This is a genomic window from Microbacterium horticulturae, from assembly GCF_029094505.1.
Taxonomy (GTDB): domain Bacteria; phylum Actinomycetota; class Actinomycetes; order Actinomycetales; family Microbacteriaceae; genus Microbacterium; species Microbacterium horticulturae.
This window is the reverse complement of sequence record NZ_CP119108.1, coordinates 1,603,190-1,624,926: the sequence shown is the minus strand read 5'-3', so window position 1 is coordinate 1,624,926 and position 21,737 is coordinate 1,603,190. Positions and strand designations below refer to the sequence as shown.

24 protein-coding genes, 1 tRNA gene, 1 other RNA gene and 1 pseudogene are annotated in these 21,737 nt (G+C 67.0%); 16 read left to right on the top strand and 11 right to left on the bottom strand.

The annotated features are described in order from the left end of the window. The first annotated feature begins 1 nt into the window (after window position 1). From PU630_RS07745 to PU630_RS07725, 5 genes are all read left to right on the top strand, one after another. Complete coding sequence (locus PU630_RS07745; protein WP_275279786.1) at window positions 2-139, top strand: hypothetical protein; 138 nt, start codon at window positions 2-4, stop codon at window positions 137-139. Between the two features lie 16 nt (window positions 140-155). After that, entirely contained in the window at window positions 156-1,040 is an 885-nt protein-coding gene (locus PU630_RS07740; RefSeq protein ID WP_275279785.1) for a hypothetical protein, read from the top strand. After that, window positions 1,037-1,321, top strand: a complete 285-nt coding sequence (locus PU630_RS07735; protein WP_275279784.1) for a hypothetical protein — start codon at window positions 1,037-1,039, stop codon at window positions 1,319-1,321. Before PU630_RS07740 ends, PU630_RS07735 begins: the two co-directional genes overlap by 4 nt. Next, window positions 1,314-1,472: a hypothetical protein gene (locus tag PU630_RS07730; protein ID WP_275279782.1), complete on the top strand. Its 159-nt coding sequence runs from the start codon at window positions 1,314-1,316 to the stop codon at window positions 1,470-1,472. The genes PU630_RS07735 and PU630_RS07730 overlap by 8 nt, the downstream gene beginning before the upstream one ends. A 496-nt stretch (window positions 1,473-1,968) precedes the next feature. After that, window positions 1,969-4,734: a phage tail tape measure protein gene (locus tag PU630_RS07725; RefSeq protein WP_343075857.1), complete on the top strand. Its 2,766-nt coding sequence runs from the start codon at window positions 1,969-1,971 to the stop codon at window positions 4,732-4,734. A 261-nt stretch (window positions 4,735-4,995) separates the two neighbouring features. Here the strand turns inward: PU630_RS07725 and PU630_RS07720 are convergent, their stop codons facing one another. From PU630_RS07720 to PU630_RS07710, 3 genes are read right to left on the bottom strand one after another with little or no spacing between them, the layout of a single operon-like run. Next, a complete protein-coding gene (locus PU630_RS07720; protein WP_275279781.1) occupies window positions 4,996-7,974 on the bottom strand; it encodes a bifunctional [glutamine synthetase] adenylyltransferase/[glutamine synthetase]-adenylyl-L-tyrosine phosphorylase in 2,979 nt (992 codons plus the stop codon). 22 nt (window positions 7,975-7,996) lie between these two features. Further along, window positions 7,997-9,334, bottom strand: a complete 1,338-nt coding sequence (glnA, locus tag PU630_RS07715) for a type I glutamate--ammonia ligase (protein WP_275279780.1) — start codon at window positions 9,332-9,334, stop codon at window positions 7,997-7,999. A 25-nt stretch (window positions 9,335-9,359) separates the two neighbouring features. Then, entirely contained in the window at window positions 9,360-9,581 is a 222-nt protein-coding gene (locus tag PU630_RS07710) for an SPOR domain-containing protein (protein ID WP_275279779.1), read from the bottom strand. A 128-nt stretch (window positions 9,582-9,709) separates the two neighbouring features. On the opposite strand from PU630_RS07710, the gene ppgK reads away from it, so the two are divergent. Further along, window positions 9,710-10,474 carry a polyphosphate--glucose phosphotransferase gene (gene ppgK / locus PU630_RS07705; protein WP_275279778.1) on the top strand — a complete coding sequence of 255 codons (765 nt, stop codon included), beginning with the start codon at window positions 9,710-9,712 and terminating at the stop codon, window positions 10,472-10,474. Between the two features lie 66 nt (window positions 10,475-10,540). Here ppgK and rnpB read toward each other — a convergent pair. Next, window positions 10,541-10,906: RNase P RNA component class A (rnpB, locus tag PU630_RS07700), an RNA gene on the bottom strand. 154 nt (window positions 10,907-11,060) lie between these two features. Between rnpB and PU630_RS07695 the strand changes: the two genes are divergently transcribed. Beyond that, window positions 11,061-11,732: a cell wall protein gene (locus PU630_RS07695; protein WP_275279777.1), complete on the top strand. Its 672-nt coding sequence runs from the start codon at window positions 11,061-11,063 to the stop codon at window positions 11,730-11,732. Between the two features lie 8 nt (window positions 11,733-11,740). Here PU630_RS07695 and PU630_RS07690 read toward each other — a convergent pair whose 3' ends face one another. Beyond that, window positions 11,741-13,456, bottom strand: a complete 1,716-nt coding sequence (locus tag PU630_RS07690; RefSeq protein ID WP_275279776.1) for a bifunctional 3'-5' exonuclease/DNA polymerase — start codon at window positions 13,454-13,456, stop codon at window positions 11,741-11,743. Between the two features lie 22 nt (window positions 13,457-13,478). Beyond that, window positions 13,479-14,210 (bottom strand): zinc ribbon domain-containing protein, encoded by a 732-nt coding sequence (locus PU630_RS07685; protein ID WP_275279775.1) that lies wholly within the window; start codon window positions 14,208-14,210, stop codon window positions 13,479-13,481. Window positions 14,211-14,338: 128 nt separating this feature from the next. Here PU630_RS07685 and PU630_RS07680 point away from each other — a divergent pair, with 128 nt between their 5' ends. Continuing rightward, a complete protein-coding gene (locus PU630_RS07680) occupies window positions 14,339-14,575 on the top strand; it encodes a hypothetical protein (RefSeq protein WP_275279774.1) in 237 nt (78 codons plus the stop codon). A gap of 329 nt (window positions 14,576-14,904) precedes the next feature. Here the strand turns inward: PU630_RS07680 and PU630_RS07675 are convergent, their stop codons facing one another. After that, window positions 14,905-15,942: an IS1595 family transposase gene (locus PU630_RS07675; RefSeq protein WP_428981944.1), complete on the bottom strand. Its 1,038-nt coding sequence runs from the start codon at window positions 15,940-15,942 to the stop codon at window positions 14,905-14,907. A 41-nt stretch (window positions 15,943-15,983) separates the two neighbouring features. Here PU630_RS07675 and PU630_RS07670 point away from each other — a divergent pair. The 6 genes and pseudogenes from PU630_RS07670 to PU630_RS07645 all read left to right on the top strand — a co-directional run. Continuing rightward, a pseudogene (locus PU630_RS07670) lies at window positions 15,984-16,442 on the top strand (hypothetical protein); the annotation flags it as partial. Between the two features lie 6 nt (window positions 16,443-16,448). Next, window positions 16,449-16,574, top strand: coding sequence for a hypothetical protein (locus PU630_RS07665; RefSeq protein WP_275280148.1), 126 nt, complete (start codon window positions 16,449-16,451; stop codon window positions 16,572-16,574). Between the two features lies 1 nt (window position 16,575). Further along, a tRNA-Val gene (locus tag PU630_RS07660) sits at window positions 16,576-16,651 on the top strand. A 119-nt stretch (window positions 16,652-16,770) separates the two neighbouring features. Then, complete coding sequence (locus PU630_RS07655; protein WP_275279772.1) at window positions 16,771-17,346, top strand: Ltp family lipoprotein; 576 nt, start codon at window positions 16,771-16,773, stop codon at window positions 17,344-17,346. Window positions 17,347-17,404: 58 nt separating this feature from the next. Beyond that, window positions 17,405-17,620, top strand: a complete 216-nt coding sequence (locus PU630_RS07650; protein WP_275279771.1) for a hypothetical protein — start codon at window positions 17,405-17,407, stop codon at window positions 17,618-17,620. A gap of 445 nt (window positions 17,621-18,065) precedes the next feature. Beyond that, window positions 18,066-18,548, top strand: coding sequence for a hypothetical protein (locus PU630_RS07645; protein WP_275279770.1), 483 nt, complete (start codon window positions 18,066-18,068; stop codon window positions 18,546-18,548). Window positions 18,549-18,714: 166 nt separating this feature from the next. On the opposite strand, the gene PU630_RS07640 is transcribed toward PU630_RS07645, so the two are convergent. From PU630_RS07640 to PU630_RS07630, 3 genes are read right to left on the bottom strand one after another with little or no spacing between them, the layout of a single operon-like run. After that, window positions 18,715-18,972 (bottom strand): hypothetical protein, encoded by a 258-nt coding sequence (locus tag PU630_RS07640; protein ID WP_275279769.1) that lies wholly within the window; start codon window positions 18,970-18,972, stop codon window positions 18,715-18,717. Further along, entirely contained in the window at window positions 18,969-19,193 is a 225-nt protein-coding gene (locus tag PU630_RS07635; RefSeq protein WP_275279768.1) for a hypothetical protein, read from the bottom strand. Before PU630_RS07635 ends, PU630_RS07640 begins: the two co-directional genes overlap by 4 nt. Next, window positions 19,190-19,324 carry a hypothetical protein gene (locus tag PU630_RS07630; protein ID WP_275279767.1) on the bottom strand — a complete coding sequence of 45 codons (135 nt, stop codon included), beginning with the start codon at window positions 19,322-19,324 and terminating at the stop codon, window positions 19,190-19,192. Before PU630_RS07630 ends, PU630_RS07635 begins: the two co-directional genes overlap by 4 nt. A 307-nt stretch (window positions 19,325-19,631) precedes the next feature. On the opposite strand from PU630_RS07630, the gene PU630_RS07625 reads away from it, so the two are divergent. Beyond that, window positions 19,632-20,117: a hypothetical protein gene (locus PU630_RS07625; protein ID WP_275279766.1), complete on the top strand. Its 486-nt coding sequence runs from the start codon at window positions 19,632-19,634 to the stop codon at window positions 20,115-20,117. A gap of 408 nt (window positions 20,118-20,525) precedes the next feature. Continuing rightward, window positions 20,526-21,128, top strand: a complete 603-nt coding sequence (locus tag PU630_RS07620) for a hypothetical protein (RefSeq protein WP_275279765.1) — start codon at window positions 20,526-20,528, stop codon at window positions 21,126-21,128. A 308-nt stretch (window positions 21,129-21,436) separates the two neighbouring features. Here PU630_RS07620 and PU630_RS07615 read toward each other — a convergent pair whose 3' ends face one another. After that, the gene (locus PU630_RS07615) at window positions 21,437-21,604 is read right to left on the bottom strand and encodes a hypothetical protein (protein ID WP_275279764.1); all 168 of its coding nucleotides are present in this window, start codon (window positions 21,602-21,604) and stop codon (window positions 21,437-21,439) included. Window positions 21,605-21,737 lie beyond the last annotated feature (133 nt).

Genomic DNA, 21,737 nt, shown 5'->3' with positions numbered 1-21,737 from the left:
GATGACTGAAGACGAGATGACTTCCGCGCAGATCGTGGCCGAGGCACTGGGCCGGCCGTACCAGCCGGAAATGGACACCGCGAACACATCGTCGGAAGCGATCGCCGCGCAGGTGCTCGGCCGACCGCGACGCCGCTGAACCGAAAGGACACAACATGGTCAGCAAGACCCCAAGAGAACTTCAAGGCGGCCAGGTGAGCGGCTGGCTGCGCGAACTGCGCCAGTTCGGCGTAGACGTCGCCGCGACACTGCCCGATGTCTATGAGCAGACGAAACGGTCGGCACGACTCGGCGCCCGACACCTCAAGCTGCGGCGCGCGTTCGACGGTGCACCAACAGCCGAGCAGGCTGAAGTGCGCGCACTCGCCCGCGGCGAAGACCCGTCGAATGTCACGACGAAGGAGGCGATTCGCCGTGAGATGAACGTCACCGCGCTCGCGGAGGAGGAAGCCAGCAGATTCGCGTGGGTACTGCTCACGCGCGGTCGCACACGAAACCTTGCGATTCTCCGCGACGTCTACCTGACAGCAGCCCAGAAGATGGTCGACGCATTCACCGCGCTCGGCGGCGAGAAGTGCACACTCGAACAGGCCGTACGCGACGGGCTCGCCCAAGAGTGGCTGGCGCTGGAAGAGAGCTACAAGGTCGTCGAACGAATCCACAAGATCTATTGGCAGTGGAGCGCCGACGGCATCATTGCGAACCACGGCGCCCGCAACCCGAACGAACACCAGCCCGCGGGCAAGTACTACGACGAGGCGGAGATCTTCTATGAAGACCGCGACGTCGCGGCCGCGGCCGGCAATATCCGAGCCGCGTTCCATGTGGCCCGGCTGTTCACCGTGGCCGGGCCGGCTCTCCGCAGCCTCAGCGAGATCGACGAGCAGTGGAAGCGAAGCACGGCTGACGAAGAGCATGCCGCACGGATGACCGAGGCAATGATTGGCACCCGCCCCCGAGTGTGGGATGCCGCAAAGCTCGACGCACAGAGCCGGTGGGCCGCTGGCCACGCACGCGGTGTGGGAAACGTGTTCCAGTGACGGTCTCGAACACCGACGAGTACGCGGGCGCTCTACGCTCTGGCCACCAGCACGCCGACCGCATCGTCGAGCTCCTGAGAGACCCGGACCGCGTACAGGACGCGATCGACGTCGTTCACCGGCTCCGCAAGTCCACGACCCCGGAGTACGCAGCATGGGTGCTCGACATGGCCAACACGACCGCGGCCCTGGAACGGGACCAAGAAGTCCGGGACGTGAACGCACGGATACAAGCGCACGGCACATTCCTCAAAGCCACAGAAGGGAAACCACATGGCTGACAACCCCAACCTCGACAAGCTCACCGCCTGGCTGGCCAACGCCGAAGCATCCGGTGCACAAGAAGGTGACGCGAAGCGCCGACTCGTCATGGCGATCACAGCAGTAGCGACAGAGCTGAAGCTCACCCGCGAAGCACAGGCCGGCGCCTGACACCAAGCTCACCCAAGCTAGCCGAGTCCAGGTGGGAGAACTCAGCCAGCCGGCGGTGACCACGCGCGCCCGCAGAGGGACCACCCCCAGTCCCCCCTGCGGGCGCGCTCAAGACCGACGGGCATAGCAATCACCAGCCGATGCTCACGATCCGGCTGGTTCCACCGTTATTGACAAGCCGCAGGGGGTGCCCGAATGGCCGATTCGATCTGTCTGATCGACGGGTGCGACGACCCGGTAGCCGTGGAATTGCGCGGGCTCTGCTGGAAGCACTACCAGCGCGCGCGCCGAAGCGGCGGCATACCAGCGGGGCAGGTGCGGAGGCTCGAAGACCCGCTCCGGCCGGTGCATGCGTGCGCCCAATGCGGCCGTGAGTACGAGGCAAGCCGCGGATTTCAGGAGTACTGCAGCGCGATCTGCCAACGGCGCGCCGCTGCAAGTCGCAGGGCCGCTCGAGCGCGAGCACGGTTCGACGCGAGACACAGAGGGGGTCTGAATGGCCGATGAAGAACATGTCGTAAAGGTCACGATCACGGCGGCGCTGAAAGACTACGTCGCGGCGATGGACGAGGCCGCGCGGGCAACCGAGAAGGTGCCTACGGCCGGCGAGAAGCTGCTGAAGACGAAGCAGTATCTCGACCTGGTCGGCCGGACGGCTGTCGCTGCGGGCGGTCTGATCGCGGTCGGTCTGGGTGTCGCTGTCGCGAAGTACGCGGAGTTCGACCAGGCGATGTCTGGTGTCGCGGCGACCGGTGATGACGCGCGAAAGAACATCGATGCGCTCACGCAGGCGTCGATCGAGGCCGGCGCGCGCACGGTGTTCTCCGCGAAGGAGTCCGCGAACGCGGTCGAAGAACTCGCGAAGGCCGGCCTGTCTTCCGCAGACATCCTCGACGGCGGACTGAATGGCGCACTGGATCTCGCCGCAGCGGGCGGGATGGGTGTCGCGGATGCCGCGGCGGCCGCTGCGACCACGCTCGGCCAGTTCCAGTTGAAGGGCAAAGACGCCTCACACGTGGCCGACCTTCTCGCCGCCGGCTCTGGCAAGGCGATGGGCGACGTGTCCGATCTCTCACAGGCGCTCGCACAGTCGGGCACCGTCGCGAACCAGTTCGGGATCTCCGTCGACGACACCGTGGGAAGCCTGGCCGCGTTCGCAAACGCTGGCATGCTCGGTTCCGACGCTGGCACGTCGTTCAAGACCATGTTGCTGAAGCTCGCGAACCCGACCGGGGAAGCCGCTGACGAGATGAAGAAGCTCGGCATCCAGGCGTACGACGCGCAGGGCCAGTTCGTCGGCATGCAGAACCTCGCCGGCCAGCTTCAGACCTCTCTCGGCACCCTCTCGCAAGAGCAGCGCAACGCCGCACTGTCGATCATCTTCGGTCAGGACGCGATCCGGGCCGCGAATGTCCTCTACACCGAAGGCGCCGACGGCATCGCGGAGTGGAACGCGAAGGTCAACGACAGCGGATACGCGGCGGAGACTGCCGCGACCCGGCTCGACAACCTCAAAGGCGACATCGAGCAACTCGGCGGCGCCGTGGACTCGGCGTTCATCGGCATGGGTAAGGCAGCTGATGGGCCGATGCGGTTCTTCGTGCAGGCGCTGACGAATGTCGTTGACGTGTTCAACGAACTCCCAGGCGGCGGGCAGCAGGCCGTGTTCTGGGTGGGGGGTGTCGGTGCGGCTGCGCTCGCAGCCGGCGGCGCAGCGCTTCTCGGTGTACCGAAGCTCGCCGCATATCGGGCCGCGGTCGCAGCCCTTGGTACGACCGGGACACGCGTCACTCGCGTCCTGACGGCTCTGGGAAAGGGAGCCGGGCTCGCTGGCGCGCTCGCAGTCGGACTCCCGCTTCTCGTCGAGTTGTCGAACAAGCTCGAGGGCACCGAGGAGAAGGCCCGCGGTGCGATCGCAGCCAACAAGGATCTCGCCGGATCGATCGCGGACCTGAATGACGGCTTCAAGGGTTTCGACTCGGGCGCGTCTATGTCGCAGGCGATTGAGTCGCTCGTCGAGGTGCAGGGCAACGGGTGGAGCCGCTTCAGCGCACTGTGGGACAAGAGCATGCAGGCCGCGATCGACCTGAAGGCCCGGCTTGGTGATCTCGACAACACTCTGGGCGAAATGGCGAGTTCGAACCTCCCGGCCGCGAAGGCACAGTTCCAGAAGTGGGCCGAGTCAACGGACGGCTCGCAACGGGAACTTCTCGCGTTGCTCGATTCGCTCCCGAAATTCAAGGAGGCGATGCAGCAGGCAGCAGTACAGGCGGGTGGCTTCGCGACCGACGCGGACCTCGTCACCGCGGCCATGGATAGCTCAGCCACGGCAACGGACGGAAGCTCAGAATCAGCCACCAAGGCGGCGGATGCGTATCTGTCTGCTCAGGACGCGGCCGACCAGCTCAACGACACCATGAGTCAACTCATCGATGAGGTGATGAAGGCGAACGGTGTTGGTCAGGATGCGGTGTCGCAGAACCTCGCCTACAAGGATGCGCTCGCCCAAGTCGAAGAGCACGTCAAATCCAGCAAGAAGGCTTGGGGCGACAACACGCAGGCTGGCCGGGATAACAAAGCGATGCTTGTCGACCTCGCCAAGAAGTCGCAGGACGCCGCGGCTGCGCAGCACGATCTCGACAACGACACGGAGAAGTACCGGAAGACGCTTGAGCGGGGCCGAGAGGCACTGATCGAGAACGCGATCAAGATGGGCGCCTCCCGCTCGGAAGCGAAGAAGCTAGCCGATCAGATCTATGACATCCCCTCCGAGAGCGAGTGGAAGATGATCGCGGACACCGCCGGCGCCCAGGCCGCGCTGGACGCGTTCAAGCGCCGCTACGACAACGCGGTCATTCACATTCGCGTACAGACGGACGGCATCACGACCGCGTCGAGCAGCGTCAGCCGCATGCTCGCGACGTCACGCGCTGACGGCGGGATTCACTCCTACGCGGACGGAGGGATCCCAGAAGCGATCTACTCCGGCGGCGCGCCCCTATACAAGTTCGCGGAGCCGGAAACCGGGTGGGAAGCGTTCATCAGTGGGCGTCAGTCCGCGAGGGACCGGAATATCGGGATCTGGCAGGAGACGGGACGACGGCTCGGCATCACCACCACAGGAGACGGCGACGGCTCCAACGTGCGTCCGATCCAGGTCATCCACAAGGGCGACAACTACTCGTACGACCCGAAGGACATCGCCAAGCAGCAGCGCTACGAGTTGCAACAAGCGATGCACGCTGCGGGCATCAGATACTGACCGAAGCGCCCCCGCGCCCCTCTCCCCACTCGGGAACGGGACGCGGGGCGCTTCGTCGTTTTGGTCCGCGGTTAGTCCGCGGAAGTCCCAATCAGTGCCATTTCGGGGCATCGTCGGGCAGTCCTATAACTCCTGATCACACGGTGAATACTCACATTCCCATACCCTCCCAATGTGGCGGGAACAGTACGAGCTCTACTTCGGGGTCTGATCCCGACAACGCTGAAGAGCCCCGGCCATGCGCCGGGGCTCTTTCGCGTGTCAGCCGTAGAACAGCTTCTCGAACACGCGCCGCGCCCGTCGCGACGCACGCATCCAAGCCTCCTCGACGGCTGTCGCCGACCGCGGAGGGAACTCCAGCAGCCGGCCGATCCCGTCCAGGTCGCGCCGGTCGGCCGGCAGCACGTCGCTCGTCCGGCCCGACAGAAGCGTGTGCGCCGAGCGCAGGCGGCTTGCCAGGCGCCACGCGTCACGCAGTCGCTCTGCGGCCACAGCCGGGACGAGACCGGCCTCGACAGCGGCATCCAGGCCGCCCAGGGTGGACGTCGTGCGCAGCGCGGGCAAGGCCGCCGCATGCTCGAGCTGCAGCAGCTGCACCAGCCACTCGACGTCGCTGAGTCCCCCGGGGCCCAGCTTGAGATGACGCTCGGGTGCGGCACCCTGCGGCAGCCGCTCCGACTCCACGCGTGCCTTGATGCGCCGGATCTCGCGCAGGCCCGCATCGTCCACCTGCTCGGGGTAGCGCACCTCATCGGCGAGAGCCATGACGTCATCGAGGAGGGCCGGCGAGCCCGCGACCGGTCGTGCGCGCAGCAGCGCTTGGGCCTCCCAGGAGAGTGACCAGCGCCGGTAGTACTCACGGTAGGCATCGAGCGATCGCACCACCGGTCCGTTGCGCCCCTCCGGCCGCAGGTCCGCGTCCAGCTCCAGCGGAGTCCGGCCGTCTTCGGAGTGCTCGCGCAGACCCGCGACGATCGCGCGGGCCAGCGTCTGTGCACGCTCCGGGTCCACGGCGCCCGCTCGCTGGACGAACAGCACGTCCGCGTCCGACCCGAAGCCCAGCTCCGCGCCGCCGTAGCGACCCACGCCGATGATCGCGAACTCCAGCGAACGATCGGCCTCGGGGACGACATCCCGGTACACGATCTCCAGCAGCGACCGCAGGGTCGCATCGGTGATGTCGGTGAGCGAGGTGGCCAGCTCTTCGAGCGTCAGCACCCCGAGCACGGCGGACATCGCTGTACGCAGCAGCTCGCGACGCCGCAGCCCCCGCACCGCCCGCGCCGCCGACTCCACCGCGGTGTGCCGGGTGTGGATGGCACGCGCCTCCTGCGCGAGCGCGGCGGCACTGCGCGGCTTCAGCGACGCATCGTCATCGAGCCACGCCACCGACTCGGGGATCCATTCCATGAGCTCGCCGATGTACCGCGATCCCGACAGCACGCGGGTGAGACTCTCGGCCGCACCCGACGAATCGCGCAGCATGCGCAGGAACCAGGGCGTGTCACCCAGGCGCTCGCTGATCCGCCGGAAGGCGAGGAGGCCGTAATCGGGATCCACGCCGTCGGCGAACCAGCGCAGCATCACCGGCATGAGGTGGCGCTGGATGACGACCTTGCGGCTGATCCCGGTGGTCAGAGCGCCGATGTGACGGAGCGCTCCGGCGGGATCGGTGAAGCCGATCGCCGACAGCCGATCGAGAGCCTGCCCGGGCGAGAGCGAGCGCTCCTCCTCGGGAAGTGCCGCAACGGCCGACAGCAGCGGTCGGTAGAACAGGCGGACGTGGATGTCGCGGACCTCACGCTTCACGCGCTCCCACAGGCCCCACACGGCATCGCCTGTTTCAGCCAGCCGGCTCGATCGGGCCAGGACGCGCAGCTCCTCCGGCCGGTCCGGCATCAGGTGCGTGCGGCGCAGCTCGCGCAGCTGCACACGGTGCTCGAGCACTCGCAGCACACGGTAGTCGCGGTCGAACACCGCGGTGTCGGCCCGGCCGATGTATCCCGCGGCGACGAGCGCATCGAGGGCGTCGAGCGTACCCCGCACGCGCACGGATTCATCACTCAGCCCGTGCACCAGCTGCAGCAGCTGGACGGTGAACTCGATGTCGCGTATTCCGCCGGGACCGAGCTTGATCTGCAGCGGAACCTCGTCGGGAGGGATGTTCTCCGTGACACGCTCCCGCATGTGCTGGACGCTGTCGACGAAGTTCTCGCGCGCCGCGCTGCTCCACACCCGTTCCCGCACAGCCTCGACATATCGCCCGCCGAGCGCGGCATCGCCCGCGATGTGCCGCGCCTTCAGCAGCGCCTGGAACTCCCAGCTGTGGGCCCAGCGGTCGTAGTACGACAGGTGCGACTCCAGGCTGCGCACGAGCGCGCCCTGCTTGCCCTCGGGCCGCAGATTCGCATCCACCTCCCACAGCCCGGGCTCCGCCTCGATGCCCGAGATCCCCGACATCGTCTGCACCGCCAAGCGGGTGGCGACGTCCACGGCCCGTCCCTCCGCGATGGAGTCGTCCTTGCGGCCGCCCACGAAGATCACATCCACGTCGCTGACGTAGTTCAGTTCGCGCGCGCCGCATTTGCCCATGCCGATGATCGCGAGCGACGTGGCCGACACCTCGTCACGCGGGAACATCGACAGCGTCGTGCACAGCCGCGTGCGGGCCACCGCCAGCGAGGCCTCCAGAGCCGCCCCGGCCGCATCGGCGAGGGCCGCAGCCACCCCCTTCACCGCGGCGACGGGGTCGTCTGCCAGCAGGTCATGGACGGCGATGGATGCCAGCATCCGGCGATACCGCACCCGCAGCGCCACCCACGCCTCCTCAGAGCCGTCGGCCGCGAACCCGGCCTCGGCCCGCACCGCCGCAAGCAGCTGCGCCCGCAGCTCATCGGCTGTCGGCAGCGATGCACCCGCCGCGGGCAGTTGCGCGAGCTCGCCGGGATGTCGCAGATAGAAGTCCGCGAAGCCACTCGAGGCGCCGAACAGCGCCCAGGCGCTGCGCGCTCGGGCGTCGTCGCCCAAGACCGCGCGGACGGCGCCGTCGTCGCGACGCGCCACCCGCAGCATCCCGTCCACCGCCCCGTCGGGGTCCGCGGCGACGCTTGCTCCCTCGGTGAGCTGCGAGCGAGCGATGCCGGTCGCGTCCGACAGCTCTTCCAGCCGCGCGTCGGCCTCGGCCAGCGCGGTGAAGCCGAGGCGTGCGAGGGCGGTCAGTCCCCGCGCGCGGTCTGCCATGTCGAATCTTCCGACCCGCGCGTCAGAGCATCTCGAGGTTACGACGCAGCTCGAACGGCGTGACCTGCGAGCGGTATTCCTCCCACTCGCGCCGCTTGTTCAGCAGCACGTAGTTGAACATCTGCTCGCCGAGAGTCTCCGCGACCAGCTCCGACTCCTCGAGGTACTCGAGCGCGTGCTCGAGGCTCGAAGGCAGCGGCGCGAAGCCGAGCGCACGGCGCTCCCCCGGTGTGAGCGACCACACGTTGTCTTCAGCCTCGCCCGGCAGCTCGTATTCCTCCTCGATACCCTTGAGCCCCGCGGCCAGCATGAGCGCGTAGGCGAGGTAGGGGTTGGCTGCCGAGTCGAGTGCACGGTACTCGACGCGCGAGGACTGCCCCTTGTTCGGCTTGTACATCGGCACGCGCACGAGGGCGGAGCGGTTGTTGTGGCCCCAGCAGACGTAACTGGGCGCCTCGTCGCCACCCCACAGGCGCTTGTACGAGTTGACGAACTGGTTCGTCACCGCCGAGATCTCGTTCGCGTGCTTCAAGAGCCCGGCGATGAAATGACGGCCGATGCGCGAGAGCTGATACTGGGCGCCCGCCTCATAGAAAGCGTTGACGTCGCCCTCGAAGAGCGACATGTGCGTGTGCATGCCGCTGCCGGGCTGGTCGCTGAGGGGCTTGGGCATGAAGGTCGCGTAGACGCCCTGCTCGATGGCGACTTCCTTGACCACAGTGCGGAAGGTCTGGATGTTGTCGGCCGTCGTCAACGCATCGGCGTACCGCAGGTCGATCTCGTTCTGCCCCGGTCCACCCTCGTGGTGGCTGTACTCGACCGAGATCCCGAGGTCTTCCAGCATCCGCACCGAACGGCGCCGGAAGTCGTGGGCGGTGCCGCCGGGGACGTTGTCGAAGTAGCCGGCCGAGTCGACGGGCTCAGGGCCGTCGGGGCCGAACCGGCTCGACTTCAAAAGGTAGAACTCGATCTCGGGATGCGTGTAGAACGTGAACCCCGCATCGCCGGCCTTGGCGAGTGTGCGCTTGAGCACGTACCGCGGGTCGGCGACCGCCGGCTGACCGTCGGGCGTCGTGATGTCGCAGAACATCCGTGCCGTCGGGTCGATCTCCCCGCGCCACGGCAGGATCTGGAACGTGGTCGGATCGGGGTTGGCCAGCAGATCCGACTCGTACGACCGTGTCAGTCCCTCGATCGCCGAGCCGTCGAAGCCGATGCCCTCGGTGAACGCGCCCTCCACTTCGGCGGGGGCGATGGCGACCGACTTCAGTGTGCCCACCACATCGGTGAACCACAGTCGGACGAACTTCACGCCACGCTCTTCGATCGTGCGCAGCACGAAGTCACGCTGCTTGTCCATGCTCACTCCTCCGCCGCCCGCGGCGTCAGCCTTCGAACCCGGTCTCGTCGCCGCCCGACCCCCAGGAGTCTTCGCGGCGCTCTTCTTCGTCCCACTGTTTGGAGCGTTCCCGAATGATCTCCGGTGCCCGTGCCGCCTCCTCCGCGGTGTCGAAGGGGCCCGCACGATCGGGCGCAGGCGCCTGCATTCCCCGCTCGACCTGGCCGGTCTTCAGGTTGTACCAGTACTTGTCGTCGCCGTCGGCCATCACGCCTCCACGATCCTGATGCGGCCACGCCGCGGTGGGGCGACCCGCACACCGGGCCGCACGTCGATCCTACTGAGAAGACGACACATGGCGCGGGCGCGCGCGCAGGGGTGGCTAGGCTGGTGCGCATGGCATCTGGAACGACACGCGCCGTCGGCGTGGACATCGGCGGCACGGGCATCAAGGGTGGCATCGTCGATCTCGAGACGGGCACGCTGCTCAGCGACAGGATCAAGGTCTTCACACCGAAGGGCGCCCGCCCCGACGACGTGCTGACCGCGGTGAAGGAGGTCCTGAGCACGTTGAAGGTCGAAGACTCCGACGACATGCCGCTCGGGGTCGCCTTCCCCGCGATCGTGAAGAACGGCAAGACCCTCTCGGCGGCGAACGTCTCCTCCGACTGGATCGACTTCGAGGCCGAGAAGTTCTTCGAAGACGGTCTGGGTCGCGACATCCACTTCGCCAACGACGCCGACGTGGCCGGTATCGCGGAGGTCCGTTACGGCGCGGCGAAGGACAAGGGCGGTATCGTCCTGCTCACGACGCTCGGCACCGGTATCGGGACCGCGCTGATCCACGACGGTGTCCTCGTGCCGAACACCGAGCTCGGCCATCTGCAGCGCGCCGGCCATGATTCGGACTTCGAGGCGTATGCCGCGTACTCGGCGATGGAGCGCGACGAGCTCAGCTGGAAGAAGTGGGCCAAGCGACTGCAGAAGTACTACGACCACCTCGAGTTCCTCTTCAGCCCCGACCTGTTCGTCGTCGGCGGCGGTGTATCCAAGCACGCCGACGAGTTCCTTCCGCTGCTCGAGTTGCGCACGCCCATCGTGCCGGCCGTGCACCGCAACAACTCCGGCATCATCGGGGCCGCCGCTCTGGCAGCGGACTGACCTCTCACACAGCGAAGCCGCCCGACCGGGAACGGTGCGGGCGGCTTCGTCGTCTTGGCGCGGGGGCGAATGGGCCGGCCTGTACGCCGGGTTCTGTCCGGGGGCTTGCGCCCCGTGGATGGTCATCTCTCTCGGCGACACGTTGCCGTGCCGCTCCAGCGGCCTACCCGGGGACTCGGCGGGCCGCGTCGTCATCCCCTGTCTGGCCTTGCTCCGGGCGAGGTTTGCCGTGCGGGTCGTGTCACCACGACCCCGGTGGTCTCTTACACCGCCCTTTCACCCTTACCGGCTCGCGCCGGCGGTCTGCTCTCTGTGGCACTGTCTCGCGGATCTCTCCGGGTGGGTGTTACCCACCGCCCTGCCCTCTGGAGCCCGGACGTTCCTCGGCGCGTCATGGCGGACCATGCGCGACGCGACCATCCAGCCGACCCATTCGCACTCCCGAGCCTACCGTGACACTCCGAAAGCCGCGGCGAAAGAACTCCGTCGAGGCGCAACGATCTGCGCTAGAATGACCGTGCACCCCGACTGGGGAGGGTGCGCGCGACCAGGGGTGGTCGCGAAGATGCCTACTGGGGAGGCAGCGATGTTCCGCAAGTCTATGGCGGCCATGGCGGTGGCCGCGCTTCTCGCTCTGGGCGGCGCTCAGGCAGCGTTCGCCGACGACACCGACGGTGTCACAAACGACCACGGCTACACACCGGTCACCACCGACACGGCCTCACTCGTCGGCTCGTCGGCCGTGGGCACGTGTGAGAACGGTGCTCCGTGGATCACGTACAACCTCAAGATGTCGGATCCCGACAAGACCGCCACGAGTCACACCGCGACATTGACGCTGCAGAGCGGTTCGCACTCGCAGACGATCCCGCTCGGCACCCTGAACGCACACGATGAGCTGTCCGGAAAGGTCCTCTGGCCGGGCGCGAAGATTGTGAACGGCGTGCCGGTGCTGTGGCCGGGATGGACAACGGACGATAACGGCAAACTCGTGCCCACGAGTGGGAACTTCGCCTGGACGCGCGGCAACGTCACCGCGATCATCGAGGTCAACCCGTCGTTGAAGCTCACCCTGAGCTACCCTCCGGAGACATCGGCGTGCGCCAACCCGCCCGCCGCCGCATCGGTGACCGACAACGCGGGCATCCTCGCGGTCACCGGCTTGAGCGTGCCGGTCATCCCGATCGCCATCGGCGGCGGCATCGTCCTCCTCGCCGGGGCGGGGCTGCTGCTGGCACGTCGTCGCCGTCACAGCTGAGAGGCGCGTCACTGCTTCGCAGCGGTGCCCGCGATCTTCAGATCCAGCGGAAAGTCGATCGGAAAGCCGCCGAACAGAAGACGGCCGGCGGATGCTGCCGCCTCACGCACGATCTCGGCTGCGGCATCCGCATGACATCGCGGGGTGTGCACGATCAGTTCGTCATGGAGAAAGAAGGCGAGGTGGGGCCGCATCGCCAGCGCGGGGCCCGACCGCAGCGCGGCCTGCGACGCGGGAACCGCATCGAGCGCCCCCAGGCGTGATCGGACCTCTCCCAGCCAGGCGAGCGCCCACTCCGCCGCCGTGCCCTGAACGACGAAATTGCGCGTGAACCTGCCATGATCGCGGGCCGAACGCTGTGCCCGTGCTTGTTCGGCGGCCGTGCCGGTCGCGCCCGCGGCATGCCGTTGCACGGCCACCCATTCTTCCGATGGCTCCGGAGAAGAACGCCCGAGCCACGTGGAGACGACGCCGCCGCGCTCCCCTGTTCGCGCGGCTTCGTCGACGAGCTTCATGGCGCGTGGATAGGCGCGACGCAGCCGGGGCACGAGACGGCCGCTCTCCCCCGTGGTCGCGCCGTACATGGCACCGAGCATCGCCACCTTCGCCTCGCCCCGAGTGGCCACCGCGCCGCTGTCCACGATTCCGGCGTAGAGATCTCGCCCGTGTGCCGCGCGGGCGAGCGCGAGGTCGTTCGCCATGCCGGCGAGCACGCGTGGCTCCAGCTGCGCGACGTCGGCCACGACGAACGCCCACCCGTCGTCGGCACGGACCGCACGCCGCAGCATCCGCGGGATCTGGAGCGCGCCGCCTCCGGACGACGCCCACCGCCCCGTCACGACGCCGGCAGGAACGTACACCGGACGGAAGCGGCCGTCGTGCACCCACTCGTCGAGCCAGGCCCATCCGTTCGCGGCGAGCAGGCGACTGAGGCGCCGGTACTCCAGCAGCGGCACGATGACGGGGTGGTCGTACTTCACCAGCTCCCACTTCGACACCGACTGCGCGGGCACGCCGATGCGGTGAAGGCTGCGCAGCAGCCTCGCCGGCGCGTCGAGGCTCGCCTGCGCGTCTCCCAGATGCATTCGCACTTCGCCCGCCAGCTCGGCCATGCGCCTCGGAGCTCCGCCGCCGCCGGGGCGCTGACCGAGTTCCTCGGTGAGAATGCGCTCGTGTTCCGCCACGTCCCAGGGCAGTCCCGCCGCGCGCATCTCCGCGGCGACGAGCGCCCCCGCCGACTCGGCGGCGCACAGCAGCTCGAGCCGCCCGTGCTCCGCCGCCGAACGGACCGCCTCGCGCTGCCGCCGATACTCGGCGACCACGGCATCGACGTCATGCGGCACGCTCTCCGCCTCAGCCCCGCCCGACAGGTCGAACAAGGGCGGTGCCGCGGCATCCGTCTCCGCCGCCGTCGACGCGGCATCCCAGACCGTCGCCGCGCGCACGGCATCGGGCTCAGCCACGAGCGCGCTGTTGCGCAGGATCGCATGACACAGTCGCAGGTCACGACAGCGCGCCACCCGTACCCCGGCATCGAGCAGCCGCGGGTACCAGTGGGCGGTGTCCGACCAGATCCAGCGCGACGCGTCGGTGCCGGCGACGAAGGCCGCGAGCCCGTCTTCCGCGACGGCGCCGCGATTGACGACGACGCTCTCGGCATCCAGACGCGCGAAGCCGAGCCCCTCGCCGGACGTGCCGAGCACGACCGCGCCGGCGGAGGTCACCACCGCTGTGCGCGGTGCGGTCTCACAGGCCGGACTCCTCCGTGCGCACAAGGATGCAGCCGCACTCCGGGCAGGTGAGGACGGCGTCGTCGGCCGCCTGACGGATCCCGCTGAGGTCGGTGCCGGAGAGGACCATGCGGCATCCCTCACACGTCTGACGGCGCAGCAGCGCCGCCCCGGCGCTGCGGGCGGCGACCGTGTCGTAGAACGTCACCAGCTCGGCCGGGAGCTCAGCCGCGACAGCCGCGCGGTCGCGGTTCGCCGCATCGAGCTTTGCGGTCGCGTCGGCGACCTCCGCCTTGCCCGCGGCGCTCAAGCGGCCGCCCTCGTCGTTGATCTCGGCGATCTGCGCGGCGACCTCGGCGACAGCGGCCTCGGCCTCTTCGAGCTTCTGCATGACCTCGAGCTCCCCGTCTTCGAGGTCGCTCTTCCGCCGCGCCAGCGAGGCCAGCTCGCTTTCGAGTCCCTGCGCGTCTTTGGGATTGGATGCCGCATTCAGGCGCTCCAGGTCTCGTTCACGCCGCGCATCCACGACCGTGACGTCCGACTCGATGCGCTTGAGCTCGGTGCGCAGGTCGTCTCGCACTCCCTGACGCGTGGTGAGCTCCTGGGTGAGCACCTTGCGGCGCTCCACGAGTTCGTGCACCCGGCCCGCCTGTGCGGGATTGCGTCGGGCGTCGTCGGCCCGTCGGATGGTCGCGTCGAGGTCGGCGAGGTCGAGGAGACGGCGCTGATGCGCGGGCTGTGCGTTCACGTGGGCCCTGCCGGGATCGAACCGACGACATCCACGGTGGAATACGGGAGCTTGGCGCCCGTCACATCCATCTCTGAGGCCCGGAGCCGTATGGCTCGGGTCGAGTCTACCGAGGAAGCGATCTGATCATGGCGACCATCATCCAGACCGGGCCGGACAGCTTCATCCCCGGCGACCCACCGACCGAGCTCCCCGACGGTCGTGACTGGTGCCCGGCGTGCGGCGGGTGGGGCCTCGAGTATGACTTCGACGGCGACCTGACGATCTGTTTCGGCTGCGGCGGGGCATGCACGGTCGAGTGCACGAACACCGCCTGCCCGACTCACTCGAACCTGCACCATCAGGGAGAGTGGAACCCGTGGTAATCGTCTGACAAGAGTCGACGGCGGTAGACCCGAGCGGGTTAAACCGTCAGCATTCGCAAACGAGAGCGATCTCATAAAGTGTGAACCTGCTCTCATGACAGCTGAACTCACCGACGCGTTCGACACCTACCAGCGCGCCAAAGGCCTCGCAGAAAACACCATCCGCAACGCCGATCCATCCTCCGCAACTGGCCCCGCCGCGTCGACCCTCTCACCGCCACCCGCCAAGACGTACGCGCGTTCCTCGCCCGCCCCATCAAGGCATCATCGAAGCGGATCAATGCACTGCGAGCGTTCTACGAGAGTGGCTATCCATGTTGGTGCCGTGATTATGCGGCTTGTCGCCAGGGGCGGTCGCGGGGTGTTTCGGTCAGCCCGGTCGGCAGGGTCCGAGCGACCGCTGGTGGCTGTGGACGGTTGCGGGGCTTCGGCTCGGCGACGAGGTCTCGGTAGCGGGTGGGCTGGCTGGCGACCGCGCCTTCCAGGAGCCGTAGGAACAGGAGCCCGCGCTCTCGTGCCGTTCGCCGGTTGAACCGGAACACGAACTCGTCGAGATATGCCTGCAGGTGCGTGACCTGGACCCCGTCTTGCAGGGTCCCTTCCAGCACGCGCTTACTCAGCGAGAACACCCGGTGCACCCCGGGCAGCAGCTCATGCGCGGCAGCGGCAGAACCGGTCACGGCATGCGGTTCATGCGCCAGATGCGCGGCACGGGCCACGGCCGGGTAGGCCACCCACCCGTCGGTGACCAGCACCGATCCGGGAGCGAGCGTCGCCTGAACGAACGCGGCGAGATCCCGTGCGGACGCTGAGGGCAGGAGCCGCATCCGTGCCCGCCCGAGCCGGCGACCGTGGCGTTCTATTGCCGCGGCCACGAGTATCTTTCCGCCCGGCGCACGTCCCCGCTTCCCCGGCGAGAAACCGCCATAGAGTGCTTCGTCGACCTCGACGCGGCCGGTCAGCAGGTCGCGTCCTTCCTGCGACATCGTGGTGCGCAGCTTGTGCAGCATGGCCCACGCGGTCTGATAGCTGCCCAGCCCGGTCACCCGCTGCAGTTCCAGAGCTGACACTCCTTGTTTGGAGGTCATCATCAGCCACGCTGCTTCGAACCACACCGACAACGGTGTCCGAGTGTTGTGGAACACCGTTCCCGACGTCGCCGTGACTCGCCGCCCACAATCACCGCAGCGGTGACCGGCGGTCTGCGGCATCCATTCGGTCACTCCCGCGCACCACGGGCAGCAGAACCCGTCTGGCCAGCGCAGCCAGTCCAGATAGTCGGCACAGGTCGCCTCCGACGCGAACCAGCGCCGCATCTCCGGCAAGGAGCCCGGATAATGAACTCCCTCAACAGGACGCTCAATCATGCCGCGAAACTACCCGCCAGCCCCGACATCACGGCAACAACATGGATAGCCACTTCTACGAGTTCCTCATCTACGACGGCTACCGAGACGACGACTCCACCCTCAAAGCCGCGAAAGTTCACGTCCCCCGCAAACCTGCCCCGCCCGTTCGCGTGGGAACAGATCGAAGCGATGCTCACGACCGGCGCCTACACCCGCGCTCGGACGATGATGGCCCTGGGCTATTTCCAAGGCTTCCGGGTATCCCAGATCGCCGCAGCGTCGATCTCATCTGCCCCTGCACCCCGTCATCAGGGAGCTCGCCGAAGTCATGCCCCGCGGATGGTGGCTGTCCGCCCGCCGCAGGCAGCCCGGACACATCACCCCCTCATCCGTGTCCGACCTTGTCGGGCGCGCCCGCACCCGCGCCAGCATCACCGACCCCGACCTCACGGCGCACTCGCTGTGGCACAGCTACGGGACGCCTGCTCGAGAACGGCGTCAACGCCCGAGTCGTGCAAGAGCTCATGGGCCACGCGAACCTCGCCGCCACGCAGATCTACACGCGCGCGTCCGACCTGCAGCGCCGCGCCGGGATGCTGGCTCTGCCCGTTCGACCGCTCCTCCACCACTCCGGTAGGCTCGCTGCCTGACGGTCGGTTAGCTCAGATGGTAGAGCAATGCCTTTACACGGCAGAGGTCGCGAGTTCAAGCCTCGCACCGACCACCAGGCAACTGACTCCTTCGCGCGATCCGCCATGCGCGCCTATCCCCGCTCCCGCGTTCAATGAGAGACTTCTCATTGACTCTCGCCATGTATCACGAAAAGAGAAGGAAGAGGCACACCCCATGTCCGCGTCAGCAGCACCAGAGAAGAAGAGTTCCAAGAAGAAGTGGATCATCGTCGGCGCGATCGTTGCCGCCGTGATCGTGATCGGGAGCATCAGTGCCGCGCTCGGCGGGGGCGGCGACACCGACACTGCGGCGCCGCAGCAGACGACGGCGGCCGAGACGAACGCGGCCCCCGCCGCCGACGAATCCCCCGAGCCCGCAGATGAACCGTCTGAGCAGCCGAGCGAAGAGGCGAGCGAAGAGGCGAAGCCCGAGAAGCCGGCCGTGCCCACCGAATACGTCAACGCGCTCGCCAAAGCACAGCAGTACTCCGACACGATGCACATGAGCAAGGCCGGCCTCTACGACCAGCTCACCTCCGACTACGGTGAGCAGTTCACGAAGAAGGCCGCGAAGTACGCGCTCAAGCACGTCGACGCGGATTGGAAGAAGAACGCGCTCGCGAAGGCAAAGGAATACCAGGAGCAGATGTCTATGTCGAAGGCCGCGATACGTGACCAGCTGGTGAGCGATTTTGGCGAGAAGTTTACCGCTGCGGAAGCGGATTACGCGATCAAGCATCTCGACGACTGATCGCACCACGACGGTAGGCTGGCGGGAGATGTCGGCGGCCGCGCGTAGGATCCCACGCATGCACCCCGACACGGCGGTCAGCGTGCGACTGGACGCGATCTGCGGCCGTCCCGACATCTTGCACGAGCCGGTCGGCGAGTGGGTCGGGTACTTCGACGGCGACTGGCGGCACGGGATGTCCGTCGCGCTACTCAAAGCGTTCCCGGCCGCGGCCAAGTACGTCGAGATCGGCCACCGGCGGCGAGGGCGCGTGCACGGCACGACCGGATTTTGAGGACGAAGACCCCCGCAATATCGAGTGAGGTGGGCGGGAATCCATGGAGAGGGTGATACAGCCCTTGTCGCCGTAAAGAGTTCCGTGCTATCCTTGTCAACGTCAAGCAATCCCGCTTGGCAACCAATTCAATAGAGAGGGGCTCGCCCTATCGACAAGCGAATAAAACCGCTTCTCGAAAGACTGGAAGAGCAGGGATGGCGCGTGCCGGCCTCAGCAAAAGGCTGGATGTGCTACCCGCCGGACAAGAGCAAGAGCCCGGTAGCAATTCACAAGACCCCCAGCGATCACAGGTGGTATAACAACACTCTGTCTCAGCTGAGGGCCCGAGGATTCAACCAGTAAGCGGTATCGGTTGGGGAGTCGAAATCTTTGACGGGGTTCGACTCCCCCTCACGCTACCTCAGAGCCCCTCTGAAGACAACTAAAGGAGAGGAACGCACCCATGACGTCCTGGCAGGCCACCGTCACACTCATCGGGAAGATGGATGATGACTCGGCATTCACCCTGCTGGAAGAGCTTGGACGGTTCGGTGCAGCGGTATCAGTCGAGCGCGACTTCAGCGGAGGGACCATCACCCTCTCCGTTGAAGCCGACACCACGCTCAACGCTGCGTCCGAGGCGGCCCAGACCGTCTCTGACGCCATCGAAGGACCGATCACCATCATTGGTCTGGAAGTGATTACCGAGTCCGAAGCTGACAAGCGTCTCAGGGAACCGCTGTTCCCGGAGGTCGTCAGCTTCGCGGAGATCGGCCAGATGGCAGGCGTGTCCCGTCAGCGCGCCCGGCAGTTCTCCGATAATCCTGCCTTCCCCACCCCGGTCATCACCACCGGGCAGGGGCCGCTCTACAGTAGACACTCTGTGGAACGGTGGCTGGAGACACGCAACACCCGCCCTGGCCGCCCGGCTATGGCAACCGTCTAGTCAACACCCCAACCGATCCCACCGCTTAGGAATCGTGGCCCCCGAGTCTCACCACCTCGGGGGCCTTTCCCGTTGTCGCTCCCCTGTGCGTACGCGTGAACGACGAAGAGCGCCCCTCTCGACAACCCGGCGGTTGTGAGAGGCGCGCTTCGTGTTGGAACGTCGTCTACCCGCTACCGCCCGGGCCGAGCACCGGCTCGGCATCCCGCCACGAGGCAAACGCGGGAGGGAACCACTGATGGAGCGACCGCAGCGCTCCCCGTTCCCACGACGCATCCGTGCCGCGCGGGCAGACGATCACTTCCCAGCCACGGTCGAGCCACCGCTGCACGCGCGCCCACTTCCACGCCCGGCCGACCTTCAACGTCCGTGACGCCGGATGCCAGACCACGTACGTCATCGCATACTTCGGCATGGCGCTCATCGCCGTCCTGTCCTTCGTTCCGCGCGCGCCGCGGCACGCCACTCCTGATGAGCTTCCGACGTCTTCGAGCGCAGCCCGAACTTGTCTAGCCGTCCCGCCTGCTGACCGCACAGACCACAGCGCGGGTATCCGGCCTGCTCCCGGTCGACCCGGCCAAGCTCAGCCGTGGCACGTTCGCGCGCGGCGTCGTCAAACACGTACTCTTTCTTCTCGTCGCTCATGACCGCACCCGACCCTCGAACAGGTTCTGTGCACGCCACTGCATCCACTCGTCCCCGCAGACCGAGCAGCCCATCTCCATCGCCACCGCGGCGCTGATCTGCACCCGGCGGACGCCGTCGAGCCGGAACATGCGAGCTCCCGGGGGAAGTGCACCGGCACCCGCTCAGGGCTCGCCACCGAGCGGCGCACCCTCCATCCGTTTGCCAACGCAGGGCCCTGCAGCTCATGCTCGCACGCCTCGTTACAGGTCAGGCAGAGTGTCAGCCCGTCAACGGCCGTCGGCACGTTGCGGGAACCGCCCACGCCCACCGCGCGACGGTGCTGGAACGTCAACTCGGCGGCGCCGCAGACCACGCACGAGTAGCCGTCGTAGACGTTCGTGCGGGTCTGTGTCGTTGGGCCGTCACTTCTCCGTTCCCATCGCTACAGTTCGATCCATGGACCAAGCTCTGAGTTGGGGAGTTTTTATCGCGACGGCGGCGACGGCTGCATTTACTGCATGGGCGGTGTGGCAGAGATGGCGGTACACGCCTCGGCCAATGTGGGTCGGGCCGAGCCGCAGTCCAGGCGATAGCTTCACCCGCGGCGGCGAGGCCTTCGTCACACTTGGCTGGCGGGTCGAGAACCGAGGCGATGCTGCGGCGCACGATGTGCGGTCATACCTTGCCGGCCCGGATGGCACCTTCGTGGAGCAGCGTAGCATCGCGGTCGTCGACTCAGGGGAATCAATCGGCATCTGGTTCGAGACCCGGAGATTTGGCTCTTCAACGTATGACCCAACCACCGGCGAGTTCGTCGGCGATGAGAAGTACGAGTGGAGTCCACAACGGATGCGCGTCTGTTGGCGACAGCACCCCAACCTCAAGCACGAGAAGTCGCGAGAATGGGAACTTCCTGCTCCTCCCCCCGAGAAGATCAAGTAGGCATTCAGGTCCGTGGCGGTCAGTCCGTTCCACGGCACGTCAGGGTGCTGGTAGCCGACGACCGGCCGCTCGACCATCGCAGGGCTCATCGTGCGCTCCAATCGCTCACGGCAGCTGCAATCTGGGCAGCGCTTTGGTCGGTGATCTGCCCGCGTGCCCCAGCCAGGCTGACGTTCTGGCACGGGCGGGCGACACATGCAAGGCAGTAGTCCCGCCAGGGGCGCACGCGGAACTGCGCGACAGACCACCCCTGCTGCTCCACCGATATGCGTGTGGCCGCCGTGCCGAAGTGATTCGTTGTGAACGTCGTCTTGCAGCCGTCGCATACCAGTTCGCCCCGACCCGCTTCTTCGCCTAGGCCGATCTTCCTCTCCGCGGTCATGCGATCACCGCCGATAGAGTGCGCGTGTGGATATCGACTGGTCGTCTCTTGGCTGGCTGCTGCCGCTCGTCATCGGCGCCGCGCTGACCTTCGGCTTCGGATGGCTGGACAGCACGTTGAAGTACAAGCGCGAGACGCAAGCAGCGAAGAACTCTCGTGAACTCCAACGAGCCGAGACGCAGCGTCTTGAATCTCGGGAACACGCCAAGGCGGCACTCGACCTAGCGTCGCGAATTCGTGACTCCGTTACTCCGGAGCGTTGGCTGTTCAACGGCAACAACGACCCGACCCCTGCGAAATACGACCCAGACGAAATCCGTCAGCTTCTCGACGTCGGGATTCTCATCGCGGATGCCACCGTCCGCGAAGTCATAGTCGACGCTTCCAACTTCATCACTGCGGCCATGCTCGTTCGGGACGCATGCAACGGAGAGTTGAGTACTCGCGAGATTCAGGTCACCGCAATGATCCATCTTCGAGAAGTGCTCGGTTCCTACCTGAGACAGGAGGCCCCCAACCCCGAGACGGTCGGATGGTTCCGACGACATGCCGCAGGCCTCGAGCACGAACTCGAGCCCTACTACGCGGAGGATGAACCCAGCCTCGAACGCACTCGCGATACCGAATAGCGTTTCTCCGTTCATCCGTGCTCCCCGCGCAGGTTCGCGTTCAGGCTGCGGAGGATGTCGTTGTCCCGGCGATCGCACGTTCGTAGTCGCGGGCGTACTCGAACTGCAGGTATGCGGCGTCGCGGGCGTCCTGCGCGCGCACGGCGCGGTCGTTCGTAGCCCGGGCGAGGTCGCGGCCGTTCGCTCATCGGCATCTCCGGGTAGATCTGCAACAGCTCCTCCGCCGAGCGCGACCGCGATGCGCAGCTCGTTCTCGGCCGCGTTCAGCTGCTCACGGAACTTCGCCAGCGCTGCCGGTGCGCGACCGTTCACCTCCCGGGCCCCGCAAGCGCGCCCGCGGTCTGGATCGGTGTCGGGAGCAGGGCGATCAGTTCGTCCTCGCTCAACGCGGCGAGGTTCAGCGGGACGAGGTGCGCGTCGCTGCCGGGGAACTTCTCGTCGTCGGCGACCTCGCCGGTCTGCTGGTCGACGTTCATCGCTTGCCCTTCTTCCGGGCGGCGGTGCGGCGCGCGGCACGATCCGCCGGCAGCTGATGATCCTGCGGGGCGCCTGACTTCATGTGCCGGTTCGTCGTCCGTGAACGACGGCGTCGCTTCGCCGCCCGCCTCC

Excerpts from the sequence above, each read along its gene's own strand:
- PU630_RS07615 (WP_275279764.1), bottom strand. The coding sequence starts at position 21,604 with ATGAACGTCGACCAGCAGACCGGCGAGGTCGCCGACGACGAGAAGTTC.
- glnA (WP_275279780.1), bottom strand. The coding sequence starts at position 9,334 with ATGGACAAGCAGCGTGACTTCGTGCTGCGCACGATCGAAGAGCGTGGC.
- PU630_RS07625 (WP_275279766.1), top strand. The coding sequence starts at position 19,632 with ATGGACCAAGCTCTGAGTTGGGGAGTTTTTATCGCGACGGCGGCGACG.
- ppgK (WP_275279778.1), top strand. The coding sequence starts at position 9,710 with ATGGCATCTGGAACGACACGCGCCGTCGGCGTGGACATCGGCGGCACG.
- PU630_RS07745 (WP_275279786.1), top strand. The coding sequence starts at position 2 with ATGACTGAAGACGAGATGACTTCCGCGCAGATCGTGGCCGAGGCACTG.
- PU630_RS07635 (WP_275279768.1), bottom strand. The coding sequence starts at position 19,193 with ATGAGCGACGAGAAGAAAGAGTACGTGTTTGACGACGCCGCGCGCGAA.
- PU630_RS07730 (WP_275279782.1), top strand. The coding sequence starts at position 1,314 with ATGGCTGACAACCCCAACCTCGACAAGCTCACCGCCTGGCTGGCCAAC.
- PU630_RS07650 (WP_275279771.1), top strand. The coding sequence starts at position 17,405 with ATGCACCCCGACACGGCGGTCAGCGTGCGACTGGACGCGATCTGCGGC.
- PU630_RS07645 (WP_275279770.1), top strand. The coding sequence starts at position 18,066 with ATGACGTCCTGGCAGGCCACCGTCACACTCATCGGGAAGATGGATGAT.
- PU630_RS07680 (WP_275279774.1), top strand. The coding sequence starts at position 14,339 with ATGGCGACCATCATCCAGACCGGGCCGGACAGCTTCATCCCCGGCGAC.
- PU630_RS07710 (WP_275279779.1), bottom strand. The coding sequence starts at position 9,581 with ATGGCCGACGGCGACGACAAGTACTGGTACAACCTGAAGACCGGCCAG.
- PU630_RS07630 (WP_275279767.1), bottom strand. The coding sequence starts at position 19,324 with ATGTTCCGGCTCGACGGCGTCCGCCGGGTGCAGATCAGCGCCGCGGTG.
- PU630_RS07720 (WP_275279781.1), bottom strand. The coding sequence starts at position 7,974 with ATGGCAGACCGCGCGCGGGGACTGACCGCCCTCGCACGCCTCGGCTTC.
- PU630_RS07695 (WP_275279777.1), top strand. The coding sequence starts at position 11,061 with ATGTTCCGCAAGTCTATGGCGGCCATGGCGGTGGCCGCGCTTCTCGCT.
- PU630_RS07675 (WP_428981944.1), bottom strand. The coding sequence starts at position 15,942 with ATGATTGAGCGTCCTGTTGAGGGAGTTCATTATCCGGGCTCCTTGCCG.
- PU630_RS07655 (WP_275279772.1), top strand. The coding sequence starts at position 16,771 with ATGTCCGCGTCAGCAGCACCAGAGAAGAAGAGTTCCAAGAAGAAGTGG.
- PU630_RS07725 (WP_343075857.1), top strand. The coding sequence starts at position 1,969 with ATGGCCGATGAAGAACATGTCGTAAAGGTCACGATCACGGCGGCGCTG.
- PU630_RS07740 (WP_275279785.1), top strand. The coding sequence starts at position 156 with ATGGTCAGCAAGACCCCAAGAGAACTTCAAGGCGGCCAGGTGAGCGGC.
- PU630_RS07640 (WP_275279769.1), bottom strand. The coding sequence starts at position 18,972 with ATGAGCGCCATGCCGAAGTATGCGATGACGTACGTGGTCTGGCATCCG.
- PU630_RS07665 (WP_275280148.1), top strand. The coding sequence starts at position 16,449 with ATGGGCCACGCGAACCTCGCCGCCACGCAGATCTACACGCGCGCGTCC.